Genomic DNA, 20,008 nt, shown 5'->3' with positions numbered 1-20,008 from the left:
AAACTTTAGTTATTGTCCGTGATATATATTAAATAATAACGGTTTGATACAATTTTTTGTCCATTCGTCGTATATTTTTTGTTTGTTAATATTATTTTCTACTATTGTAATACCGCAATCTCCACCGCCAGCGCCAGACGTTTTACTTGCGCCACCAAATTTCTCACCAATATCACATAGTTTCTTAAGGTGTGTTGTTTCTATATCAATTGTAGCAAGTGAATCTAATTTTTGAATGATTTTTCGATTTTGTCGAATCATCTCCTGCACGCCTTGTATATAATTTGTCTTAAATGAATGGATGAGCTGTTCTACATACATTTGAGATTTTTCTAAAAATTGACTGTAGAATATAGGATCTGCTTTTAAACGTTTCACTTCACTTACTAAGTGGTGTGAAGAAGCGGGCGACCCAGTCCAACCGATTAATACTTCCATACGTTCAGGGGCTTGTAACGGTTCTATATGAAGGCCAGGCCAATTTTTCTTAAGTACTTCATTGACTGATGTAGCTTCGATTTGTTCTTTTACCCATACATGATCAAAAGTACTATAAACTAACCAACCTGTGTATACACTGACGGCGATATCACCACAAGAACTTAAACTTTGTAATTTCATGTTTGCGATAACAGCGAGTTTATAAATGTATAGATTAGATAATTGTAAGTTATAAAATTCATTCAAAGCTTTGACTACAGAGACTAATACAGCAGCACTTGATCCAATTCCATATTTATGACCATTTGCATCGTCTAAATTACTATCAATTGTAATATTGAATGGTCTCATTGGTATATTGAAACTTTTCGCGTATTGTTCAAAGACTTCGATTGCTTGTGTAATATATTTTAATTGTTCAGCAGCATCAGTATCTGAAACAATAATATTATCTTCAGCTCTTATAAATGTTACAGGCTCATGATGCAAGGTTTTGGAATGTATTAACCCTGTATTTCCATTTGTATCTTCTATTGTGGCTGTAACAAAACGATCTACTGCTATTAGTACGGATTTGTATCCAGGTTCAGTCACTGCGTATTCTCCAGCAATGTATAATTTTCCTGGGGCTTTCACTTGAATCATTTTATCTCTTCCTTATTCTAAAATTTCAATTCCTGTGTGCGTGATATCACTCGCAATTACTTGTTCTTCTTTAAAATGTTGAAGTAATGCATTTAAAATGTATTGCTGATTTTTCTTCTCTGTTAGAATTTTCACATTCGGCCCCGCGTCCATTGTAAAGTAACAAGGGTATCCGGCTTCGCGACATTGGTGAACAATTTCCATCACGAGATAACTATCAGGTACTAAATATGTGAAAGGCGGCTGAGCACCTAAATTGGTAGCATGCATGCGTAAACCATTTTCTTCTATAACTTCACCTAAATGTTTAAAGTCTTTGTTGTTAATTGCTTCTTTTACAGATTGAATATCTTCATCAACATGATCTAACCAATATTGATAAAAGCGGGAAGTCTGTCTTGTATGAGACATACCAGAACGGCTAGAAACCTTCTTAGATTTATCATTAATTACGACAAAAACCATAGAGAGTTCATTTTCCCAGTCATTTGCATCGATAGCGTGAGCATAAGACGTTTCATCATCATGTCCCTTTTCCCATTCTGCAAATCCACCAAAAATACTTCTAGATGCTGAGCCTGAACCTCTACGAGCTAGTCTAGATAAATCTTTCTTAGACATGTTTAATTGTAAGGCTTCATTACATGCTGCCGATAATGCTGCATATGCACTTGCTGACGAAGCAAGTCCAGCGGCTGTTGGTACATAATTTATACTTTCGATATATGCATACATGGAGGTTTGGCTTCGTTCTCTAACGAGGTCCATAAAGCGGTAAATTTTCTTAGCTTCGTCATCACTCACTTCTTCTCCATTCAATATTAATGTATCTTTAGTATATTCTGGATTGAAAGTGACTTTCGTATCCGTGTAAAAACGGTCTAGTGTGACCGATAAACTATTATTCATTGGAAGAATTAAATCTTCGTCTGCTTTACCCCAATATTTTATTAAAGCAATATTAGTATGGGCACGCGCTTTACCACAGTTGTTCAATCTGATTAACCTCCTAAATATTCAATCCAAGTATGGTGTGCACCAAATTCAAGAGCACTGGCTGATATTTTTTCAGCAGTTCCAAGATCTTGAGCTAATACAATCATACTGCCTCCACGACCACCGCCAGTTAATTTCCCAGCAATAGCACCTTGATTTTGACTTAATTCAAGAAGTGCTTCTATTTGATCATGACTAACAGTAAGTTTGCGTAAGTTTTCTTGAGAAAGCTTAAAAATATGCGCTAATTGATTGAAGTCATTATTGTTGATTGCTTGATTCGCTTCGTGCACAAGCACGCCAATATGTTCTACATATTGCATATATTCTTGACTATTATCACATAAACGGTGAACATCTTCTACTGCCTTTTTAGTAGAACCTCTTACACCAGTATCAATTACAACCATATATCCTTCTATAGCTAAAGGTTTTAAAGTCGTTACTTCACCTTGTTGGAACCATACGGGCTTATTCGAAACAATGGTTTGTGTGTCTATACCACTAGGTTTACCATGTGCAATTTTTTCTGCCCAATTTGCTTCTTCAATGAGTTTTTCATCAGAAAGAGGCTTGTTTAAATAATTATAACTTGCTCTTATAAAAGCTATTGCCATCGCTGCACTAGAACCTAGACCTCTCGACGGCGGTAAGTTTGTTTCAAATGTAACATTAATAGGTTGGGGTATTTCATATTTATTAATGAAACGGGTTACAACTAATTTAATATGTTCAGGTGCTTCATCTAGAAACCCTTCGTATACATCACTATTAATAAAAGAAGGTTCATTTTCTTTCAATGATGTTATCGTTGCTTTAACTACACCAGATTTAAAGGGAATAGCAATTGCAGGTTGTCCAAATGTTACAGCGTGTTCTCCTATTAAAATAACTTTCCCATTTGCTTCCCCGTATCCTGTTTGTGTCATACTTCAATCACCTTTAGCACTTTCATATTTTTTTCATTTTTAATAACACTTTACCATTATAAAACTACTGTCAAATATATTCAAAGACCTTACCTTAAAATTTCCATTTATTCATTAATGAAATTGGTAACTATTATGACCTTTTGCAAATCCTTTTGCTGTAAACAACCAAGAATCTCCGCCACTTTCAATATCATTAGCACAAATGATTAATTGGTTTGTACCAGGAATAAAGGCAGGGTGGGTAGACCTTAACATGTGACCTTCGTCACGTCCGGGCATTAAAATTTGTCCAATTGGATAGCCTCGCTTATTAAATACAAGCACTCTACCTTGACCGTACATTGCTACGTAAAGATTGTCGTCACTATCAATACAGCATGAGTCCGGACCTTCGTGACCCGTAAAGTGATAAGGTATAGAAGCACCAAATGGCTCAATTGTTACACCATCTTCTTCTAATGAAATGCGATGTAATCTATTGGCATTCGTTTCAGTAACCCATAGTACACGTTCATCTGTACTTAAAGCTATGCCATTAGCGACAGAAATATTTTGAATGATTGGTGTGATTGATTGATGATCGGGCGATACATAATATACGCCACCCAGAGGATTTGTTGAATAACCTCTAAAATCAGTGAAGTAAAATCCACCTTTACTATCAAATACTAAATCATCTACACAATATTCAGTGTCTATATCTGAAACTATACTTTGAGGGTTTTTGCCATCAGAGTCAACTGAAATAATGCCGCCGGAATCTTTAAAATTCCCTAAATAACATAAATATAAACGACCATCTTTATGAATTTTTACAGCAGCAGGGTTTGTTTTTTCAGATTGAAAGACTGTATTTACTTTCTTCTCGGGTAAATCAACGCGAAATATTTTTCCACCAAAAACTTCACACAAAAATAAATTATGGTCTCTGTCGAAACATAAACCTTCAAGTTGAAGTCCTTCGTCTGAAATTTTTAACCATGGTTCAGCTGTAACTGTTTGTAAATTTTGTTCACCTGAAAGGAGTGGTACTGCACTTTTAGAAGCTTCTGTATAGTAAAGAGTTGGAATTTCTTTATGAGTCATAACACATTCTCCTTTATCGTTATATTATTCATTTAAATCTATGTAAATAATAAAAGATATCTTCTATATATGCCTTTTATATTATCACTTAATATCATATATTAAAAATTAAAAAATATGTTGAAATATTACTTATAAACAATATGTATACATAGGTAATATATAAAGGTTTAGAAAACAAAATTTAAAGATAAATGTTTATATATATAAGAAAAAACTCCTAAAGTTATTTGATGTCGAACTTTAGGAGTGTACTTCATAGTTTGGTTTATATAACAAAGGAACAACTCATAATTATGTCCCTGATATGTTTATTTTAACTTATCATTAATGGACTTTGTACGTTGATCAACGTAACTTTGTAAATCTGGAGAAAATACGTAGTCTATTGCTTTTAAATCAGATATTTTCGAGGCATTTAGTAAATTCGCAATGATATACATTTGTTCTATAAATTGCTTCATGTTATCAATTGTATGTTCTAATCCAAATTCATCTAGTTGTTTAAGGACGTAGCCTGATAATCCGACCGCTTCTGCTCCTAATACTAAACACTTTATAGCATCGAGAGGATTTTTAACGCCACCGCTAGCTAATACATGAATGTCTGTCGCCAATAATTTTGCTTCTATTAGACTTTGTACGGTACTTTGCCCCCACATATTTAAAAATGCCATGTCTTTTAAAGGACGTCTTTGATTCTCGATATCTGCAAAGTTTGTTCCACCTCTACCACTCACATCAACATATTGGATACCGATATTTTTAACTTTTTGAATAGTTTCAGCGCTCATACCAAAACCAACCTCTTTAATGATAACGGGTACGCTTATATGTTCTTTAATCTCTTTTATATTTGTTAACCAGTGTTCAAATTCAGTATCACCTTCAGGCATAATAAGCTCTTGAGGTGCATTAACATGAATTTGTAATGCATCAGCTTGTAAGAGGTCGATAGACTTTTGCGCATTTTTATAGCCAATATCGGCACCAACGTTACTAAAAATAATACCGTCTGGATTTTCTTCTCTTACAACTGTAAAGCTATATTCGGCATTTGGGTCTTTCAACGCTGAATGAGTAGAACCAACAGCCATAGGAATTTGACAAGCCTTCGCAATTTGAGCGAGTTGTTTGTTGATGAGTGCAGCACGCTCGCTACCGCCAGTCATCGCATTTATATAAACAGGATGTTTAAAAGTAAAATGAGAGAGCTTAACAGATAAATCTATTTGATTTTTGTTAATTGAAGGAATGGATTGATGAATTAGCTGAACCTTATCAAAATCAGTTCCCGTTGCTTGATAAGTATCTAAAGCTAATTGTATATGTTCATTCTTTCTAATGCTTCTTAATGAGTCGTCCATTCATTTATCCTCCATGCATCTATATGTTAAATGTTTTATTTTTATCTCATTCATATTATATCAGTTGTCATATTGAATATAAACTAAACAATATAATAATGGGCAGTCTTTAACCGGTCCACTATGTAGGCTATAAAACAAAATTAATTATTTGTGATAATATAATATTATATAAATATAAAACTTATGGAGGAGAAAAGTTATTAAACTAAGAAAATTTACTTTAATTATGATTTGTACACTATTATTAAGCGGTTGTACATTGCCTGGTATAGGTGGTGCTTCACCTCAAACTGTGAAAATTACAGCACTTGCGACAAGTGAGTCTCAAATTATGGCACATATGATTCGACTGCAAATTGAGCATGATACTGATGGGGAAGTTAAACCTGTTATTGTAAATAACCTCGGGTCTGCTGTTATTGAGCATAATGCAATCATGAATGATGACGCTCAAATTTCTGCTACAAGATATACGGGTACAGATTTAGTCGGTGCATTAGATTCTGATCCTATTACAGATACTAAAAAAGCAGAAAAAGCGGTTAAAGCTGGTTTTCAAAATAAATTTAATCAAACATTTTTCGACTCTTACGGATTTGAAAATACTTTTGCTTTTACTGTGACGAAAGAAACAGCAGAAAAATACAACTTGAAAAAAGTATCAGATTTAGAGAAACATAAAGATGAATTGAGAGTAGCAAGTGATGCTACATGGATTAAACGTGAAGGTGATGGTTATCCAGCATTCGCAAAAGCTTACGGATTTGAATTTAAAAATATACGCACAATGCAGATTGGACTCGTATATGATGCATTGAAGAATAAAAGCATCGATGCAGCACTTGGTTATACGACAGATGGAAGAATTGCAGCATATGATTTAGTGACATTAGAAGATGATCGTCATTTCTTCCCACCATATGATGCAAGTCCTTTAGCAACAAATGAGTATTTGAAGAAGAATCCAAAAGCTAAAAAGTCTATAGAAAAATTAATTGGCAAAGTATCTACTGAAAAAATGCAAAAACTGAATTACCGAGCAGATGGTAAAAAAGAAGAACCAGCTGTTATAGCGGAAAAGTTCTTAAAGAAGCATAATTATTTTGAGTAGTAACAAAACGGTAGATGACGAAGCGAATAAGAAATTAAATTAATGATAATAAGCTGAGACATTTATTAGTGTTTCAGCTTTATTATTGAATTAGAGAGAAAGAAATAAGAGGGATGTGTTTGGATTAACGAGATAGAAAATCCAATAAGAAGGTATGTACTTGGATTAATGTCATAGAAAATCCAATAAGGGTGTATGTATTTGTATTATTGTTGTAGTTAATCCAATAAGAGTGTGGTTAATTGGATTATTGTCGTAGTAAATCCAATAAAAGTGTGTTTACTTGGATTAATGTCATAGAAAATCCAATAAGGGTGTGTGTACTTGTATTATTGTCTTAGAAGATCCAATAAAAACCCCTCACTATAAGCTATAGTGAGGGGTTTAATAGTTCATTTAAAAATATATTAAGCCTAGTTGTATCAACTGTTTATCTTACGCCCAACCTCTGAAACGTGTTGCTTCTGCTGTTCTTCTAACACCAACAACATAAGCTGATAAACGCATATCTAAGTTTCTATTTTGTGAAATTTCGTATACTTTATCAAACGCTTCTACTAGTTTCTCTCTTAATAGTCGATTGACTTCTTCTTCAGACCAATATAATCCATCATTGTTCTGTACCCACTCAAAGTAAGAAACAGTAACACCACCAGCACTTGCTAAAACGTCAGGGATTAATAAAACATCCTTTTCTGTTAAGATGCGCGTTGCTTCTTGTGTAGTAGGTCCATTAGCAGCTTCTGCTACAATCTTAGCTTTAATTTTTGGTGCGTTGTCTGCTGTGATTTGGTTTGCTAAAGCAGCTGGTACTAAAATATCACAATCAATTTCGAAAAGTTCTTCGTTTGTAATAAGGTCATCGAACAGTGGTGTAATACGACCGTGTTCTTTTCTAAGTTCTAGTAAATGATCAATATCTAAGCCATCTGGATTGTATAAAGCACCACGACTTTCAGATATACATACAATTTTAGCGCCTTTATCGTGAAGAATTTTAGCAATAAAGCTACCTGCGTTACCAAAACCTTGAATAACAACACGTGAATCTTCTATATTAATATTCTTACGTTTGGCCGCTTCTTCAATAGTGATGACTGCACCTAAAGCAGTTGCTTGTTCACGTCCTAATGAACCACCTAAACTAAGTGGTTTACCTGTAATAAAGTTTGGCGCGTTTACTTTATTCATTAAACTATACTCATCCATCATCCAAGACATAGTTTGTGCATCTGTATACACATCAGGTGCAGGGATGTCTTTTGTAGGTCCGACGATTTGAGAAATTGCTCTAACATAACCGCGTGATAAACGTTCCACCTCAGTCTTACTCATATCATGAGGGTCACATTGGATGGCACCTTTACCACCACCGTACGGTAAATTAACAATGCCACATTTTAATGTCATCCACATAGATAAAGCTTTAACTTCATTTTCATCGACATCTGGATGGAAACGAATACCGCCTTTTGTAGGTCCAACTGAATCATTATGTTGAGAACGATAGCCTGTAAAAGTTTTTACTGAACCGTCGTCCATTCTAACTGGTATACGAACTTTAAAGAATCTCATTGGCTCTTTGATTAATTCATAAAGGCCATCATCGTAACCTAATTTATGTAATGCCTCTTTTACAATACTCTGTGTAGAAGTTACTAAATTACTATTTTCATTCATAGTTGACTCTCCTATTCTCTGTCTAGAAAAAACATGCTAAAGTAAATAATAATACGAATAAAAAAATAATTCAATATAATTAACTGAATTTACAAAAAACTCTAAAAAGTTATTTAATAAATAGTATATTGGAAATTTAATAAAAAAGCGAATTAGATTATGAAAAAAGACTCATCTTACAAATGAAATATAAGTAACTTTATTATAATATTTCTTCATTATTAGTATCGGAAAAGTATGGATATGTTTTGATTGGTATTTAATGGAAAGTGGTGTTATAATATGAATTAGCTGTTATTAATATAATGAGTATAATAACTATCTAGTGTATAAGCAGGCGTCTCTTTTTTATTTGTGATTTAAAAAAACTATTGCTTATGACGTAACGTCATAAATTATACTTGTCTTAAATTTCGACAAGGAGTGTTATAAATGAAAATCAATCTAAAACCATTGCTAGTCTATGTTTCAATTATTATTTTAAGTTTGTTAGTTAGTTGGCCTTTTTTTAGGTATGGGGAATTTGGTTTTTAATAGTGGCCCAGAAGATATGATTGTAGAAAAAGCTTCTTTTATTAATTTACTTGGCGGGATATCTTACGGAGGTATAATAGAAGAACTTATCACGAGATTCAGGTTAATGACGTTTATAACATTTATGTTAATTAAGATTTTTAAAAGAAAAACAACTTTCATTTATATAATAAGTATCATATTATCAGCAGTGATATTTTCTTTAGGTCATCTTCCTTCAGAATTAGTAGGAATAGATGAACATTATTTTATAATCATTGTTAAAGTTATTACTCTTAATACATTTGCAGGAACAGTTTATGGTTTTCTTTATTATAAATACTATTTAGAAAGTGCCATGCTCGCACACGTTTTTACACATATGACAATGCAAACTTTATATTTATTTTCATTTGAGTAAATATACTTTTAAAATGAAATTTCTTTTAATAAGTTTACATTATACTAATTAAGAATGATATTATGGATTTAATGTGTTTTAAAGGGGTGTTCGGATGGCTGAAATGATTTTTATTTTAAAGAGTGTCTTATTGCCTATTTTTATTATGATTTCATTGGGGTATGTTTTACAGAAACGATTTAAATTGGATTTAAGTACATTAGCTAAATTAAATATAAATGTATTTGTTCCAGGATTTATTTTTGTTAAATTTTATAAAACAAGTTTGGCACTAGACATGCTTTTTTACGTTATGGTTTTCTTCATTATATATGTAGCCTTATTATATGTGGCTGCGTATTCCATTTCTAAAGTTCAAAATCTCGATAAAGCTAAAGCGACAACGCTTAATAATAGTGTTCTCTTTTTCAACTCTGGGAATTATGGGGCACCTGTTAATGATTTAGTCTTTAAAAGTGATCCGGTCGCGATGTCTGCACAAGTTATTGTCTTAACGATGCAAAATATTTTTACATTTACATATGGTGTGTTTGCGATTCAATCTGTTCAAATTGGTAAACTAAAAGCATTGTTAAATTATTTTAAAATGCCTATCATTTACGCGTTAGTTTTAGCAGTTATTTTAAATTATAACGATGTTGCTGTTCCAGATTTTATTTGGACTACTGTGAGTTATCTTTCAGGTGCAATGATTGCAATTGCACTTATATTATTAGGTGCTCAAATTGCTAATATTAAATTTAGTTTTAAGTGGACATCTTCTTATATTTATATCTTTATTAGACTTATTATAGGACCTTTAATTGCTTTAGCCATTATTAAAGTTATGGGAATCGATGGTGTTGTAGGTCAAACGCTATTTATCGCCTCTGCAATGCCGACTTCAGTTAACAGTTCAGTTATCGCACAAGAATATGATAATTATCCTGAACTCGCTGCAGAATTGGTCTTCTTATCAACGTTATTCAGTGCTATCACTGTTGTAATCGTTATATATTTATCACAAATGATTTTTTAAAATAGAATATTGAAGATGAGTCCGAGACATAAAGAATAGTCTCGGACTTTTTCGTTATTCTGAAAATCATTTGCAAATTGCTTATATAATAAGGTATTATATAAATCATAATCGTTACGATTTAAAGGTAATTATAAAAGGGATAAAGGTGATAATATGAAATGGACCATTGTTGGCGGAGGTATACATGCGATAACAATTGCACTTAAATTGAAGACTTTAGGTTTAAATAACAAAGATTTAAAAATTATAGATCCTCACGATGTCTTTTGTCATCAATTTGATAAACGTACAAATGATATCAGTATGCCGTTCTTAAGATCTCCGATTGTACATCATGTTCATCCAAATCCTTTTCATTTAAAACAATATTATAAGAAGCATGATTATGCAGGAGGCGTATACGGTCAATATAAAAGGCCACAACGTGAAATGTTCATGCATCATATTTATGAGCTAATAGAACATTACAATTTAACTGAATGTCATATTAAAGATTCAGCAGTCGATATAAAGAAAACTGAAGAAACTTGGTTAATTAGACTAGAGAGCGGTGAAGCAATAAATTCAGATGTAGTTGTTATAGCATCAGGATGTAATCATCAGCCTAAAATACCTAGTATGTATAAAGGACAAGAAGATATACAACACATATTTGAAGAAACAGATATTCAATACAAATCAACGTCTCATGTTATAGGTAGTGGTATTTCAGCTGCTCATTTAACCTTAAAATTGATTTATATGTCGATATTAAAATGTACATACTTATAAAATCAAAAGTATATGTATTAAATTATCATTACCATTACAGCGCTAAAGTGCTTGTTTACGAACTATAGCCCGTTAAAACCGACTAATTTCCTTATATATATAATAAGAGCCTGGGACATAATCAATGTCTCAGGCTCTTTTATTATATTGGCAGTAGCTGGCATGATTGCCGGGGTAGGACTAAGATATCTGTATAGGAAAATTAATTTTCTGCCTTAATCCTTTATTTTTATATTTCTTGTAATATATTATAAATTTCTTGATTATCTTTTGCTTCTATTAAACTATTACGGATGTCATCATTCATTAAAGCACGTGATAAACGTTGTAATAATTTTAAGTGTGTATCATCACTATCGCTTGGAACAGCAATTAAGAAGACTAATTTTGGTAATGTGCCATCTAAACTTTCCCAATCTACACCATGCTTGTTATTTAATACAGCTACAACAGGTTGTTTTACTGCTGATGATTTACCATGTGGAATGGCTACGTTCATACCTATTGCTGTTGTAGATTGTGATTCTCTTTCTAATACTGCTGAAAGTAAACTTTGTTCATCATCAATGTAGTCGTGAGATTTTAATTGAGTTATTAAGTTTTCTATTACTTGATCTCTCGTCATTGATTCATCAGATAAAGAAATAATATTTTTATCAAACACGTTCATTTCATCATTACTATCTTCAGTCGATTCATTCGTATGAGTCGTGTTTTGTTCTTGACTAAATTCATTTGTACTGCCACTTGTGTCGGCAACACCAGCTGTTTCTGTAGCTAAATTATCAGGTTTTTTCAACATTAAAGCAGCGGTCATAGTTACAAGACTACCTACAATAACTGCTATAAAGAACCATAATATTTGTTCGATTCCACCAAGCACTGCAACGATTGGTCCACCATGAGCCACTTTATCACCAACGCCCCCAATTGCGGCGATAGCAGCAGCTACCATTGCACCAATCATATTTGAAGGGATAATACGTAACGGGTCTTGAGCAGCAAATGGTATTGCGCCTTCTGTAATACCGAATAATCCCATTGTAAATGAAGCTTTACCCATTTCGATTTCACTTTTGTTAAATTTACGTCTGTTTACAAATGTTGCTAAACCTAAACCAATAGGTGGAGTACATACCGCAACAGCAACCATACCCATAACAGCATAGTTACCTTCAGCAATCAGCGCTGAACCAAATAAGAATGCTACTTTGTTTACTGGACCACCCATATCAAATGCAATCATAGCACCTATAATGAGGGCTAGTAGAACAATATTTGCGCCTTGCATGCCTTTCAACCAAGAAGTTAATCCTTCAAATATACTCGCAATAGGTGCGCCTATTAAGAATATAAATATGAGCCCAACAATAAAGGATGAAATAATTGGAATAATAATGATAGGCATAATTGGTGCCATCGCTTTAGGAACTTTGATGTTTTTAATCCATTTTGCTATATAACCAGCGATGAAACCAGCAATAATACCACCTATAAAACCAGCACCAGCTTCACTTCCATAAAAACTACCGTCAGCTGCAATAGCCCCACCAATCATACCAGGGACTAAACCAGGTTTATCAGCAATACTATAGGCGATATAACCAGCAAGAATAGGGACCATGAAACTAAATGATAAAGTACCTATATCTTCAACTGATTTCCAAAATGAACCGTCAGGGATTTTTAAACCACCTGGAGTCGTTTCACCACCGATAGTTAAAGATATAGCGATAAGAAGACCCCCAACAACAATAAATGGAACCATGAAGGAAACACCATTCATTAAATGTTGATAGACCATTTGAAGACCACTTTTATTGTTGTCGTCTTCGTCATATTCTTCATTTTCATCACGATTTACATGATGTACATGTGCATCTTTATCAATAATACGTTGAATGAGACCTTGTGGATTATGAATGCCTTCTCTAACATTTTCGTTGATTAATAATTTACCATCAAACCTTGATAAATCAACCTGTCTATCAGCAGCAATAATAATACCGTCAGCTTCTTTAATCTCCTTCGCTGTAAGGACATTCTCAGCGCCGACACCACCTTGCGTCTCGACTTTAATGTCTACACCCATGTCCTTAGCAGCTTGCTCTAATTTTTCTTGAGCCATATAAGTATGCGCTATCCCGTTAGGACAAGATGTTATAGCCAATATCTTCATATTTACACATCCCTTTGTTTCCTTTTAAATTAAATATGTTTAAATATTTCATATTCAATATAATTTTAATCATTAATTTTCTATTTAACAAGCTAAGTTAATAAATATATAAATTTATATTTGTGAATTTTGAAAATATAAAAAGTAGTGTCATTCATTCACCATAAACAAAATATAAGTAATAAGGGTATATAAATATTATACTGAGTATATAGAAGTAATGTGCAAACTAATTAACAAAATGCACATAGTCAAGCGGCAACAAAAGGAGAGATAATGTGGTTAAAGAAATATATATAGATGATACTTTAATTTCAGTAACGCATTTTGACGATTCGAAAGATAACGGTGCTTATACGGTTTTAATTGAATTTGACGTAACGAGTGAGGAATATCATGATATAGCCGTTTTATTATATAAAGAAGTGTTCGATATTCGTATTCCTGAAAAGGATATTTCGTTTAGAGGTAAGATTTATAACTATTCAACTTCACTTACAAACTTGTATAAAGAAGGAGAAGTTGCGCAATATAGATTAGTGTTAACTGAAGTACCAGAAGAAGTAAAGGACTGAGTTTATGAGGTTAAGCATATTGGATCAATCGCCAGTTTCATCAAATCAAACGTCACGTGAAGCTTTAAATCATTCTTTGAAGTTAGCTCAGATAGGTGAGTCACTTGGTTATACGAGATATTGGTTAACGGAACATCACGATTTACAACATCTTGCAAGTTCAACTCCAGAAGTGTTGTTAGGTTATATTGGTGGACATACTGAAACGATTCGAATTGGAGCGGGTGCTATTTTACTGCCACACTACAGACCTTATAAAGTGGCAGAAATATTCAATACTTTAGCTACTTTATTTCCTAATCGCATAGATTTAGGTATCGGTAGAGCACCAGGTGGTTCAGCAGAAGCGACTAATGCTTTGTCTACAAATTATTTGCAGAAAGTCTTTGCTTTACCTGAATTGTTAGAAGAACTGTTGAATTTTTTAGATGGTAGTTTTCCAGATGGACATGAGTTTAAATCTTTATCAGCGTTACCTAAGCCAGAAAAGTCTGCAACACCATGGTTATTAGGCACAAGTGAAAAGAGTGCGAAACTTGCTGCTAAAAATGGATTGCCATATACTTTTGGTTATTTTATGAGTGACAATAAAGGCACTGAAATTATTCAAACGTATAAGGACAATTTCGTGAAAAGATATGAGAACCAAGAACCAGAAGTCATTCTTACAGTATCAGTTGTTTGTGCTGAAACGAATAAAAAGGCGGAGGAAATAGCATTAAGCAGTTTAATTTGGTCTATTCAAAAAGAAAAGTTAGAAGATGAAAATGGAGTACCTTCAATTGAAGCGGCTAAGCAATATAAACTCACTGATAAAGAGAAAGAAAAAATCGAAAATATGAAACGACAAATGATTATCGGTGACCAAAAAACAGTGAAGACTCAATTAAAAGCACTTGAAAAAGAATATGAGTGTGATGAAATTATGATAAACACGGTAACGTATTCTCCAGATGATAAATTTAATTCTTATTGTTTAATAGCAGAGGTATTATTATAAAGGTATTCATTATTTTGCTATATGAATATCAAAATAGGATGGTGATGAGCATGTTACTTTTAATAGGTAAAATAATCATCTCAGTAGGGCTTGTTGTTGGCTCAATCATAGAAGAAACAATACGGTCTAAAAAGAAAAAAGAACGCAACAAAGATTTATAATACTTTATTTTAATTAAATAATATTTATTGTTATGATAAATAGGAATGAATTCATAAGGAGTGATACATTTTGGGTATATCGAGAGGTATAAATCATATAGGTTTAACGGTCCCGAATATTGAAGATGCTACAAAATTCTTTAAAGAAGGACTAGACGGTAAAATTGCTTATGATAGTCAGAAGAAAGATGAAAGCCCCCGTGATGGAGAACATGTAGAACATATTCTTGGGTTAGAAGAAGGGGCAAAAATTATAAAAAAAAGAATGATGGTATTTGGCAATGGTCCGAATATAGAAATGTTTGAATTTCAAGATGCTAAACAAGCAAAACCAGCTTCGTTGCAAGATATTGGTTTTACGCATATTTCATTTTACGTAGATGATTTTGAAAAAGCTTTTGAACAAATTCAAAAAGCAGGTGGAGAACCCATTTCACAACCACATGACAATACAAAATACGAAGACACTGCAGGTAATAAAACGGTTTATGTTAAAGCGCCATGGGGCAGTTTGATAGAGTTACAAACAGTACCAGAAGGGTTTTATTATCCTTCTGACAGTGAAGCGGAAGTATTTATCCCAAAGAAATAATTAAAAAATGGGAGTGGGACAGAAATCTCATTTTATTAAAAAGATTTCGTAGTCCCACCCTGGCAAGGATGACTAGGTATGAAAAAAGCTTGTTATAAGCGCATTTTCATACCAGTCAGCTACTGCCAATACAAAAAGAGAGTCTGGGACAATTATTTATGTCCCAGACTCATTTTTTTATAATTATATCTATTTATCATTGAGGTGATTATCTATTTCTTCTACGAGAGCCCTCACGCCTTTATATTCAAGATGAACACCATCGTATGCAAAGTAGTCAGAATGTCCTTTAGCTTTGCTGTGCCAATCTATTAGATGAACATTATTTTTTTGACTTGCAAGCTTGTATAATTTTTTGTTTACATCGTCTTCCCAATCTCTTGGTACATGTGTGTTTACTAAATAGACTTGTGATTTTCCGAATTTATTAACCAATTCTTTTAATTTTTCATATGTAAAATCTCCATTTGTACCAAGTTCAATTACGACTTTATGTTTTGATGTCGTGTATTTACTGTATTTGTCTTTAACCAATGGGATGGCGTCATTTAAATTTCTACCAACTTTGCCATCTATTATGGAAGAAGGATAATTTTGATGAAGTTGTTTACCGATATCGACCATTACAGAGTCTCCTATAAATAATGGTACTGGCTCGTCTTTATTAGATTCCGTATTTTTGTGATCAGTTAGTTCTTTGTTTACTGAAATTGGTGGAACAGGTTTGATGATACTTTTATCATCGGTTTCTTTACCTGAAGTTTGAAAAGAAGTTAAATTTTCTTTCGTTTTATTTTGATGTAAGTAATCAAAATGTCCAAATAATGTTAAAGATGTTACGCCGATTAATAAAATGATTATAGTAATACGCATAAATATAAACTTGAGGTGCCCTTTAGGTATTACTAAATATTTAAACCCATATTTTCTAAATGGAATCTCCACATAACGATATGAAAATTCAGCAAATAAAATCGTTAAACAAATTTCTATTATTATTATGTATATAGGAATTTGCCCTTGCACAAAGTGACGATTTATAAAAACTATAACTGGATAATGCCATAAGTATAAGCTGTAAGATCTTTGTCCAATCCATAAGAATAATGGATTACCTAATGCTTTAGATAACAATGTACTTGGGTGAACACTGCTTGCTATAGCTGGTAAAGTTAATAAAGATATTATATAAATACCGCCAAAATAAAACCAATTATCACTTGAAGATACTGTGAACATGAAGAAAAGTAAAATAAATAAAGATACTAAACCAATGAATTCTATACTTAACTTTAATGGAATAGCGACATGACGCTTTAATCTAAATGGCGGCCAAATATAAGCTAACAACACTCCAAGTAATAATGTTTGTAATCTAGTATCAGTACCGAAGTATACACGAGAGTTATCTGCATTAGGCTGTGCTAAAAATATCATGATTAATACTGATATAATAGAAACAATAAAAGTCCATAAGACTGCCTTCTTATTAAACACGCCCTTTTTAAAAAACAACGAAAGGAAAATTGGCCATATGATATAAAATTGTTCTTCTATAGCTAAACTCCATAAATGTTTTAAAGGCATTAATTTGAAACTATCAAAGTAACTTACATGATGAAAAATATACCACCAATTCGAAACATAAAATATTGCTGCTATAGCATCGTGTCTCACATCTTTTATAATAGATGGTTCAAATAATAATGTATAAATACAGACACTAGCAATGAGAAACAATACTGCAGGTAATAATCTTTTAATTCTCTTTTCCCAAAAATGTAATAAATTAATATGTCCATTTTGCTGAAATTCATTTAACAATAAACTTGTAATTAAATAACCAGAAATGACGAAGAAAGTATCAACGCCGATAAAACCACCAGACAACCATTTAGGGTTTAAATGATAAATAATTATAGCGATAACAGCAATGGCTCGTAACCCGTCCAAACCAGGCAAATACCTAGTGTTTAATGACATAGCTGTCTTTGGATTCTTAGAAATCATTTCCGAATCTCCTTAATATATAAAATAACCTTAATAGACAAAATTATATCTTTTTTTACCATATTTATACATTGAAAGGAAATAAAAGGCTACGTATTTATAATAAAAAAACCACCTAGCAATTGCTAGGTGGTTTGAACTTAATTAGAATAATTTAGTCCATACGTTTAAGAAGTTCAGATTTAATAATGTTTAATGCTTCCTTATAATTTTCCGCGTTGTGTTCTTGAGCATTTAAAATAAGCAAATCAATAAGTGCTGTATTACTTTTATTACTTACTTCATCTTCAAATTGAAAAATGTTTTCTTCTGATTCCTCATGACCAGGGTTAGATTTAATAATTTGGTAGTAATTATCAGCACCTAAGCCACCTTCTTCAATCATGACTGAAATTCCGGATGATCTTTGTTCATTTTGGCGATTCACTTTAATTAAATTTTTACCTTTAATAACCATAATAAAACCTCCTTGAAATGATCGAAATCCGTACAAAATTCATATCGTTAAAACAAGAGGAAGAAAAATAATCATAATGTGCTTTAGAAATAATCACCTGCTCAATACTATTAGTAATTCTAGTGTATTATTACACAGAAGAAAACACAATACCTTTGCTCAAAATAATAAAAAACGTTATTTTTTCGATATACAGGGAACATATAATGTATAGATTTCTTCAAAACCATAATATCCCAAAAATGTTAGGGAAATATTACTATCATTAAAAATGTTGTAATTTACTTTTCCTTACTATTGTTTTAATATTAGCTTATAAAGCGCTTTATTTATACATTTCTTATGTAAATCAATAATTTATTTAAGCTTTTTATCGTTATATTCAAATAAAAATTTTAGAATATAATTGATTATAATTTAGAAAGGTGATTATGAATGGATAATACACAACCAAAAGACATCATATTAATTGGCGCTGGTATTCTAAGTACAACTTTTGCTTCTTTCTTAAAAGACATAGAACCGGATTGGAACCTTAAAATCTTTGAACGTTTAGACCAACCGGCTATTGAAAGTTCAAATGAAAAGAATAATGCTGGTACAGGTCACGCAGCGTTATGTGAATTGAACTATACAGTAGAACAAGAAGATGGCTCTATCGATGTAGAGAAAGCTAAAGAAATTAACGAACAATTCGAGATTTCTAAACAATTTTGGTCTCATTTAGTTAAAAGCAAAGCGATAGAGAATCCTAAAGAATTCATCCGTCCATTACCTCATATCAGTTTTGTTATGGGTATGCGCAATGTTGATTTCTTAAAACGTCGTTATGAAGCTTTAAAATCATTACCGATGTTTGAAGGGTTAGATTACTCAGAAGATCATGAAAAATTAGCTGAATGGATGCCATTAATCATGGAAGGTCGTAATTCTAACGAACCTCTAGCTGCTAGTAAAATTGATGAAGGTACAGATGTAAACTTCGGTGAATTAACACGTAAATTAGTTAAAAACATCGAAAAGCATGACAATGCAGAAGTACAATTCCGTCAAGAAGTTGTGAATTTCAAACAACGTGAAGACAGCAAATGGGAAGTTGAAGTACGTAATTTAGAAACAGGTGAAGTTGTAACACATGTTGCTGATTATATCTTCATCGGTGCAGGTGGTAATGCAATTCCATTACTACAAAAAACTAAAATACCTGAAAGTAAACATCTTGGAGGCTTCCCAATTAGTGGTGCATTCTTAGTTTGTAATAATCCGAAAATTGTTAATGAACATGATGCGAAAGTGTATGGTAAAGAACCACCAGGCACACCACCTATGACAGTTCCACACTTAGATAGACGTTACATTCAAGGTAAAGAAAGTCTTTTATTTGGACCATTCGCAGCAATTGGACCAAAATTCTTGAAAAATGGTTCTAACTTAGATTTATTCAAATCTATTAATCCAAGTAACGTGGTAACGATGTTATCATCTGGTGTTAAAAACATGTCATTAGTTAAATACTCAATTCAGCAAGTACTTATGAACAAAGAAGATCGTATGAAAGAATTACGCCGCTATGTTCCTAATGCTAAAGATGAGGATTGGGATTTACACATTGCTGGTAAACGTGTTCAAGTTATTAAAGATACAGAAGAACATGGTAGAGGCTTTATCCAATTCGGTACTGAAGTTGTAAACTCTAAAGATAACACTGTCATTGCTTTATTAGGTGAATCACCAGGAGCTTCAACATCAGTATCAGTAGCTTTAGAAGTATTTGAAAAGAACTTCCCACAATATATCAAAAAATGGGAACCAAAAATCAAAGAAATTATCCCTTCATACGGTGAATCTTTAATTGAAGATACTGATTTATTGAAGAAAACAAGAAAAGCTACAAGCAAAGATCTTGAATTAGAATCATAAAGCGTAAAAGTAACATAAGAAAATAAAAAACAGCAATTCGTCTTATAAACGAATTGCTGTTTTTTTATTGAAGTTTTAACGTCCCCGCATGTTGCAAGAGAGGTACCACGTGCAACATATCAATTTA

The 20,008-nt window shown here is 32.5% G+C and carries 17 protein-coding genes; 8 read left to right on the top strand and 9 right to left on the bottom strand.

Annotation, left to right across the window (positions count from 1 at the left end):
* Nucleotides 1-9 precede the first annotated feature (9 nt).
* From LQ615_RS04575 to fni, 5 genes are all read right to left on the bottom strand, one after another.
* A complete protein-coding gene (locus LQ615_RS04575; protein ID WP_064204410.1) occupies nucleotides 10-1,086 on the bottom strand; it encodes a phosphomevalonate kinase in 1,077 nt (358 codons plus the stop codon).
* A gap of 12 nt (nucleotides 1,087-1,098) precedes the next feature.
* Nucleotides 1,099-2,082, bottom strand: a complete 984-nt coding sequence (gene mvaD, locus LQ615_RS04570; protein WP_016999724.1) for a diphosphomevalonate decarboxylase — start codon at nucleotides 2,080-2,082, stop codon at nucleotides 1,099-1,101.
* Nucleotides 2,083-2,087: 5 nt separating this feature from the next.
* Nucleotides 2,088-3,011 carry a mevalonate kinase gene (mvk, locus tag LQ615_RS04565; protein WP_218729543.1) on the bottom strand — a complete coding sequence of 308 codons (924 nt, stop codon included), beginning with the start codon at nucleotides 3,009-3,011 and terminating at the stop codon, nucleotides 2,088-2,090.
* 114 nt (nucleotides 3,012-3,125) lie between these two features.
* Nucleotides 3,126-4,100: an SMP-30/gluconolactonase/LRE family protein gene (locus tag LQ615_RS04560; protein ID WP_064204412.1), complete on the bottom strand. Its 975-nt coding sequence runs from the start codon at nucleotides 4,098-4,100 to the stop codon at nucleotides 3,126-3,128.
* 311 nt (nucleotides 4,101-4,411) lie between these two features.
* Nucleotides 4,412-5,467, bottom strand: a complete 1,056-nt coding sequence (gene fni / locus LQ615_RS04555) for a type 2 isopentenyl-diphosphate Delta-isomerase (protein ID WP_016999721.1) — start codon at nucleotides 5,465-5,467, stop codon at nucleotides 4,412-4,414.
* 229 nt (nucleotides 5,468-5,696) lie between these two features.
* Between fni and LQ615_RS04550 the strand changes: the two genes are divergently transcribed.
* A complete protein-coding gene (locus LQ615_RS04550; protein ID WP_103269195.1) occupies nucleotides 5,697-6,581 on the top strand; it encodes an osmoprotectant ABC transporter substrate-binding protein in 885 nt (294 codons plus the stop codon).
* A gap of 435 nt (nucleotides 6,582-7,016) precedes the next feature.
* On the opposite strand, the gene LQ615_RS04545 is transcribed toward LQ615_RS04550, so the two are convergent.
* On the bottom strand, nucleotides 7,017-8,261 hold the full coding sequence (locus tag LQ615_RS04545) for a Glu/Leu/Phe/Val family dehydrogenase (protein ID WP_016999719.1): 1,245 nt from the start codon (nucleotides 8,259-8,261) through the stop codon (nucleotides 7,017-7,019).
* Between the two features lie 523 nt (nucleotides 8,262-8,784).
* Between LQ615_RS04545 and LQ615_RS04540 the strand changes: the two genes are divergently transcribed.
* From LQ615_RS04540 to LQ615_RS04530, 3 genes are all read left to right on the top strand, one after another.
* The gene (locus LQ615_RS04540; RefSeq protein ID WP_239703741.1) at nucleotides 8,785-9,195 is read left to right on the top strand and encodes a CPBP family glutamic-type intramembrane protease; all 411 of its coding nucleotides are present in this window, start codon (nucleotides 8,785-8,787) and stop codon (nucleotides 9,193-9,195) included.
* 94 nt (nucleotides 9,196-9,289) lie between these two features.
* Entirely contained in the window at nucleotides 9,290-10,213 is a 924-nt protein-coding gene (locus tag LQ615_RS04535; protein ID WP_239703742.1) for an AEC family transporter, read from the top strand.
* Nucleotides 10,214-10,369: 156 nt separating this feature from the next.
* On the top strand, nucleotides 10,370-10,987 hold the full coding sequence (locus tag LQ615_RS04530; RefSeq protein WP_239703743.1) for an FAD/NAD(P)-binding protein: 618 nt from the start codon (nucleotides 10,370-10,372) through the stop codon (nucleotides 10,985-10,987).
* 229 nt (nucleotides 10,988-11,216) lie between these two features.
* On the opposite strand, the gene LQ615_RS04525 is transcribed toward LQ615_RS04530, so the two are convergent.
* Nucleotides 11,217-13,166: a PTS fructose transporter subunit IIABC gene (locus LQ615_RS04525; protein ID WP_239703744.1), complete on the bottom strand. Its 1,950-nt coding sequence runs from the start codon at nucleotides 13,164-13,166 to the stop codon at nucleotides 11,217-11,219.
* A 278-nt stretch (nucleotides 13,167-13,444) separates the two neighbouring features.
* Here LQ615_RS04525 and LQ615_RS04520 point away from each other — a divergent pair, with 278 nt between their 5' ends.
* The 3 genes from LQ615_RS04520 (at nucleotide 13,445) to LQ615_RS04510 (ending at nucleotide 15,494) form a co-directional block, all read left to right on the top strand.
* A complete protein-coding gene (locus LQ615_RS04520) occupies nucleotides 13,445-13,741 on the top strand; it encodes a DUF3219 family protein (RefSeq protein WP_239703745.1) in 297 nt (98 codons plus the stop codon).
* Nucleotides 13,742-13,745: 4 nt separating this feature from the next.
* Nucleotides 13,746-14,741, top strand: a complete 996-nt coding sequence (locus tag LQ615_RS04515) for an LLM class flavin-dependent oxidoreductase (RefSeq protein ID WP_103269199.1) — start codon at nucleotides 13,746-13,748, stop codon at nucleotides 14,739-14,741.
* Between the two features lie 231 nt (nucleotides 14,742-14,972).
* Entirely contained in the window at nucleotides 14,973-15,494 is a 522-nt protein-coding gene (locus tag LQ615_RS04510) for a VOC family protein (protein ID WP_239703746.1), read from the top strand.
* Between the two features lie 189 nt (nucleotides 15,495-15,683).
* On the opposite strand, the gene LQ615_RS04505 is transcribed toward LQ615_RS04510, so the two are convergent.
* On the bottom strand, nucleotides 15,684-17,504 hold the full coding sequence (locus tag LQ615_RS04505; protein WP_239703747.1) for an acyltransferase family protein: 1,821 nt from the start codon (nucleotides 17,502-17,504) through the stop codon (nucleotides 15,684-15,686).
* A gap of 154 nt (nucleotides 17,505-17,658) precedes the next feature.
* Nucleotides 17,659-17,961 carry a hypothetical protein gene (locus tag LQ615_RS04500; protein ID WP_017000990.1) on the bottom strand — a complete coding sequence of 101 codons (303 nt, stop codon included), beginning with the start codon at nucleotides 17,959-17,961 and terminating at the stop codon, nucleotides 17,659-17,661.
* Nucleotides 17,962-18,396: 435 nt separating this feature from the next.
* Between LQ615_RS04500 and mqo the strand changes: the two genes are divergently transcribed.
* Nucleotides 18,397-19,881 carry a malate dehydrogenase (quinone) gene (mqo, locus tag LQ615_RS04495; RefSeq protein WP_239703748.1) on the top strand — a complete coding sequence of 495 codons (1,485 nt, stop codon included), beginning with the start codon at nucleotides 18,397-18,399 and terminating at the stop codon, nucleotides 19,879-19,881.
* The last annotated feature ends 127 nt before the right edge of the window (nucleotides 19,882-20,008 follow it).

Source organism: Mammaliicoccus sp. C-M13 (genome assembly GCF_022386845.1).
In the GTDB taxonomy this organism is placed as follows: Bacteria; Bacillota; Bacilli; order Staphylococcales; family Staphylococcaceae; genus Mammaliicoccus; species Mammaliicoccus lentus.
Note: the sequence above shows the minus strand (reverse complement) of the source record. Positions and strands in the feature narration are given on the sequence as shown.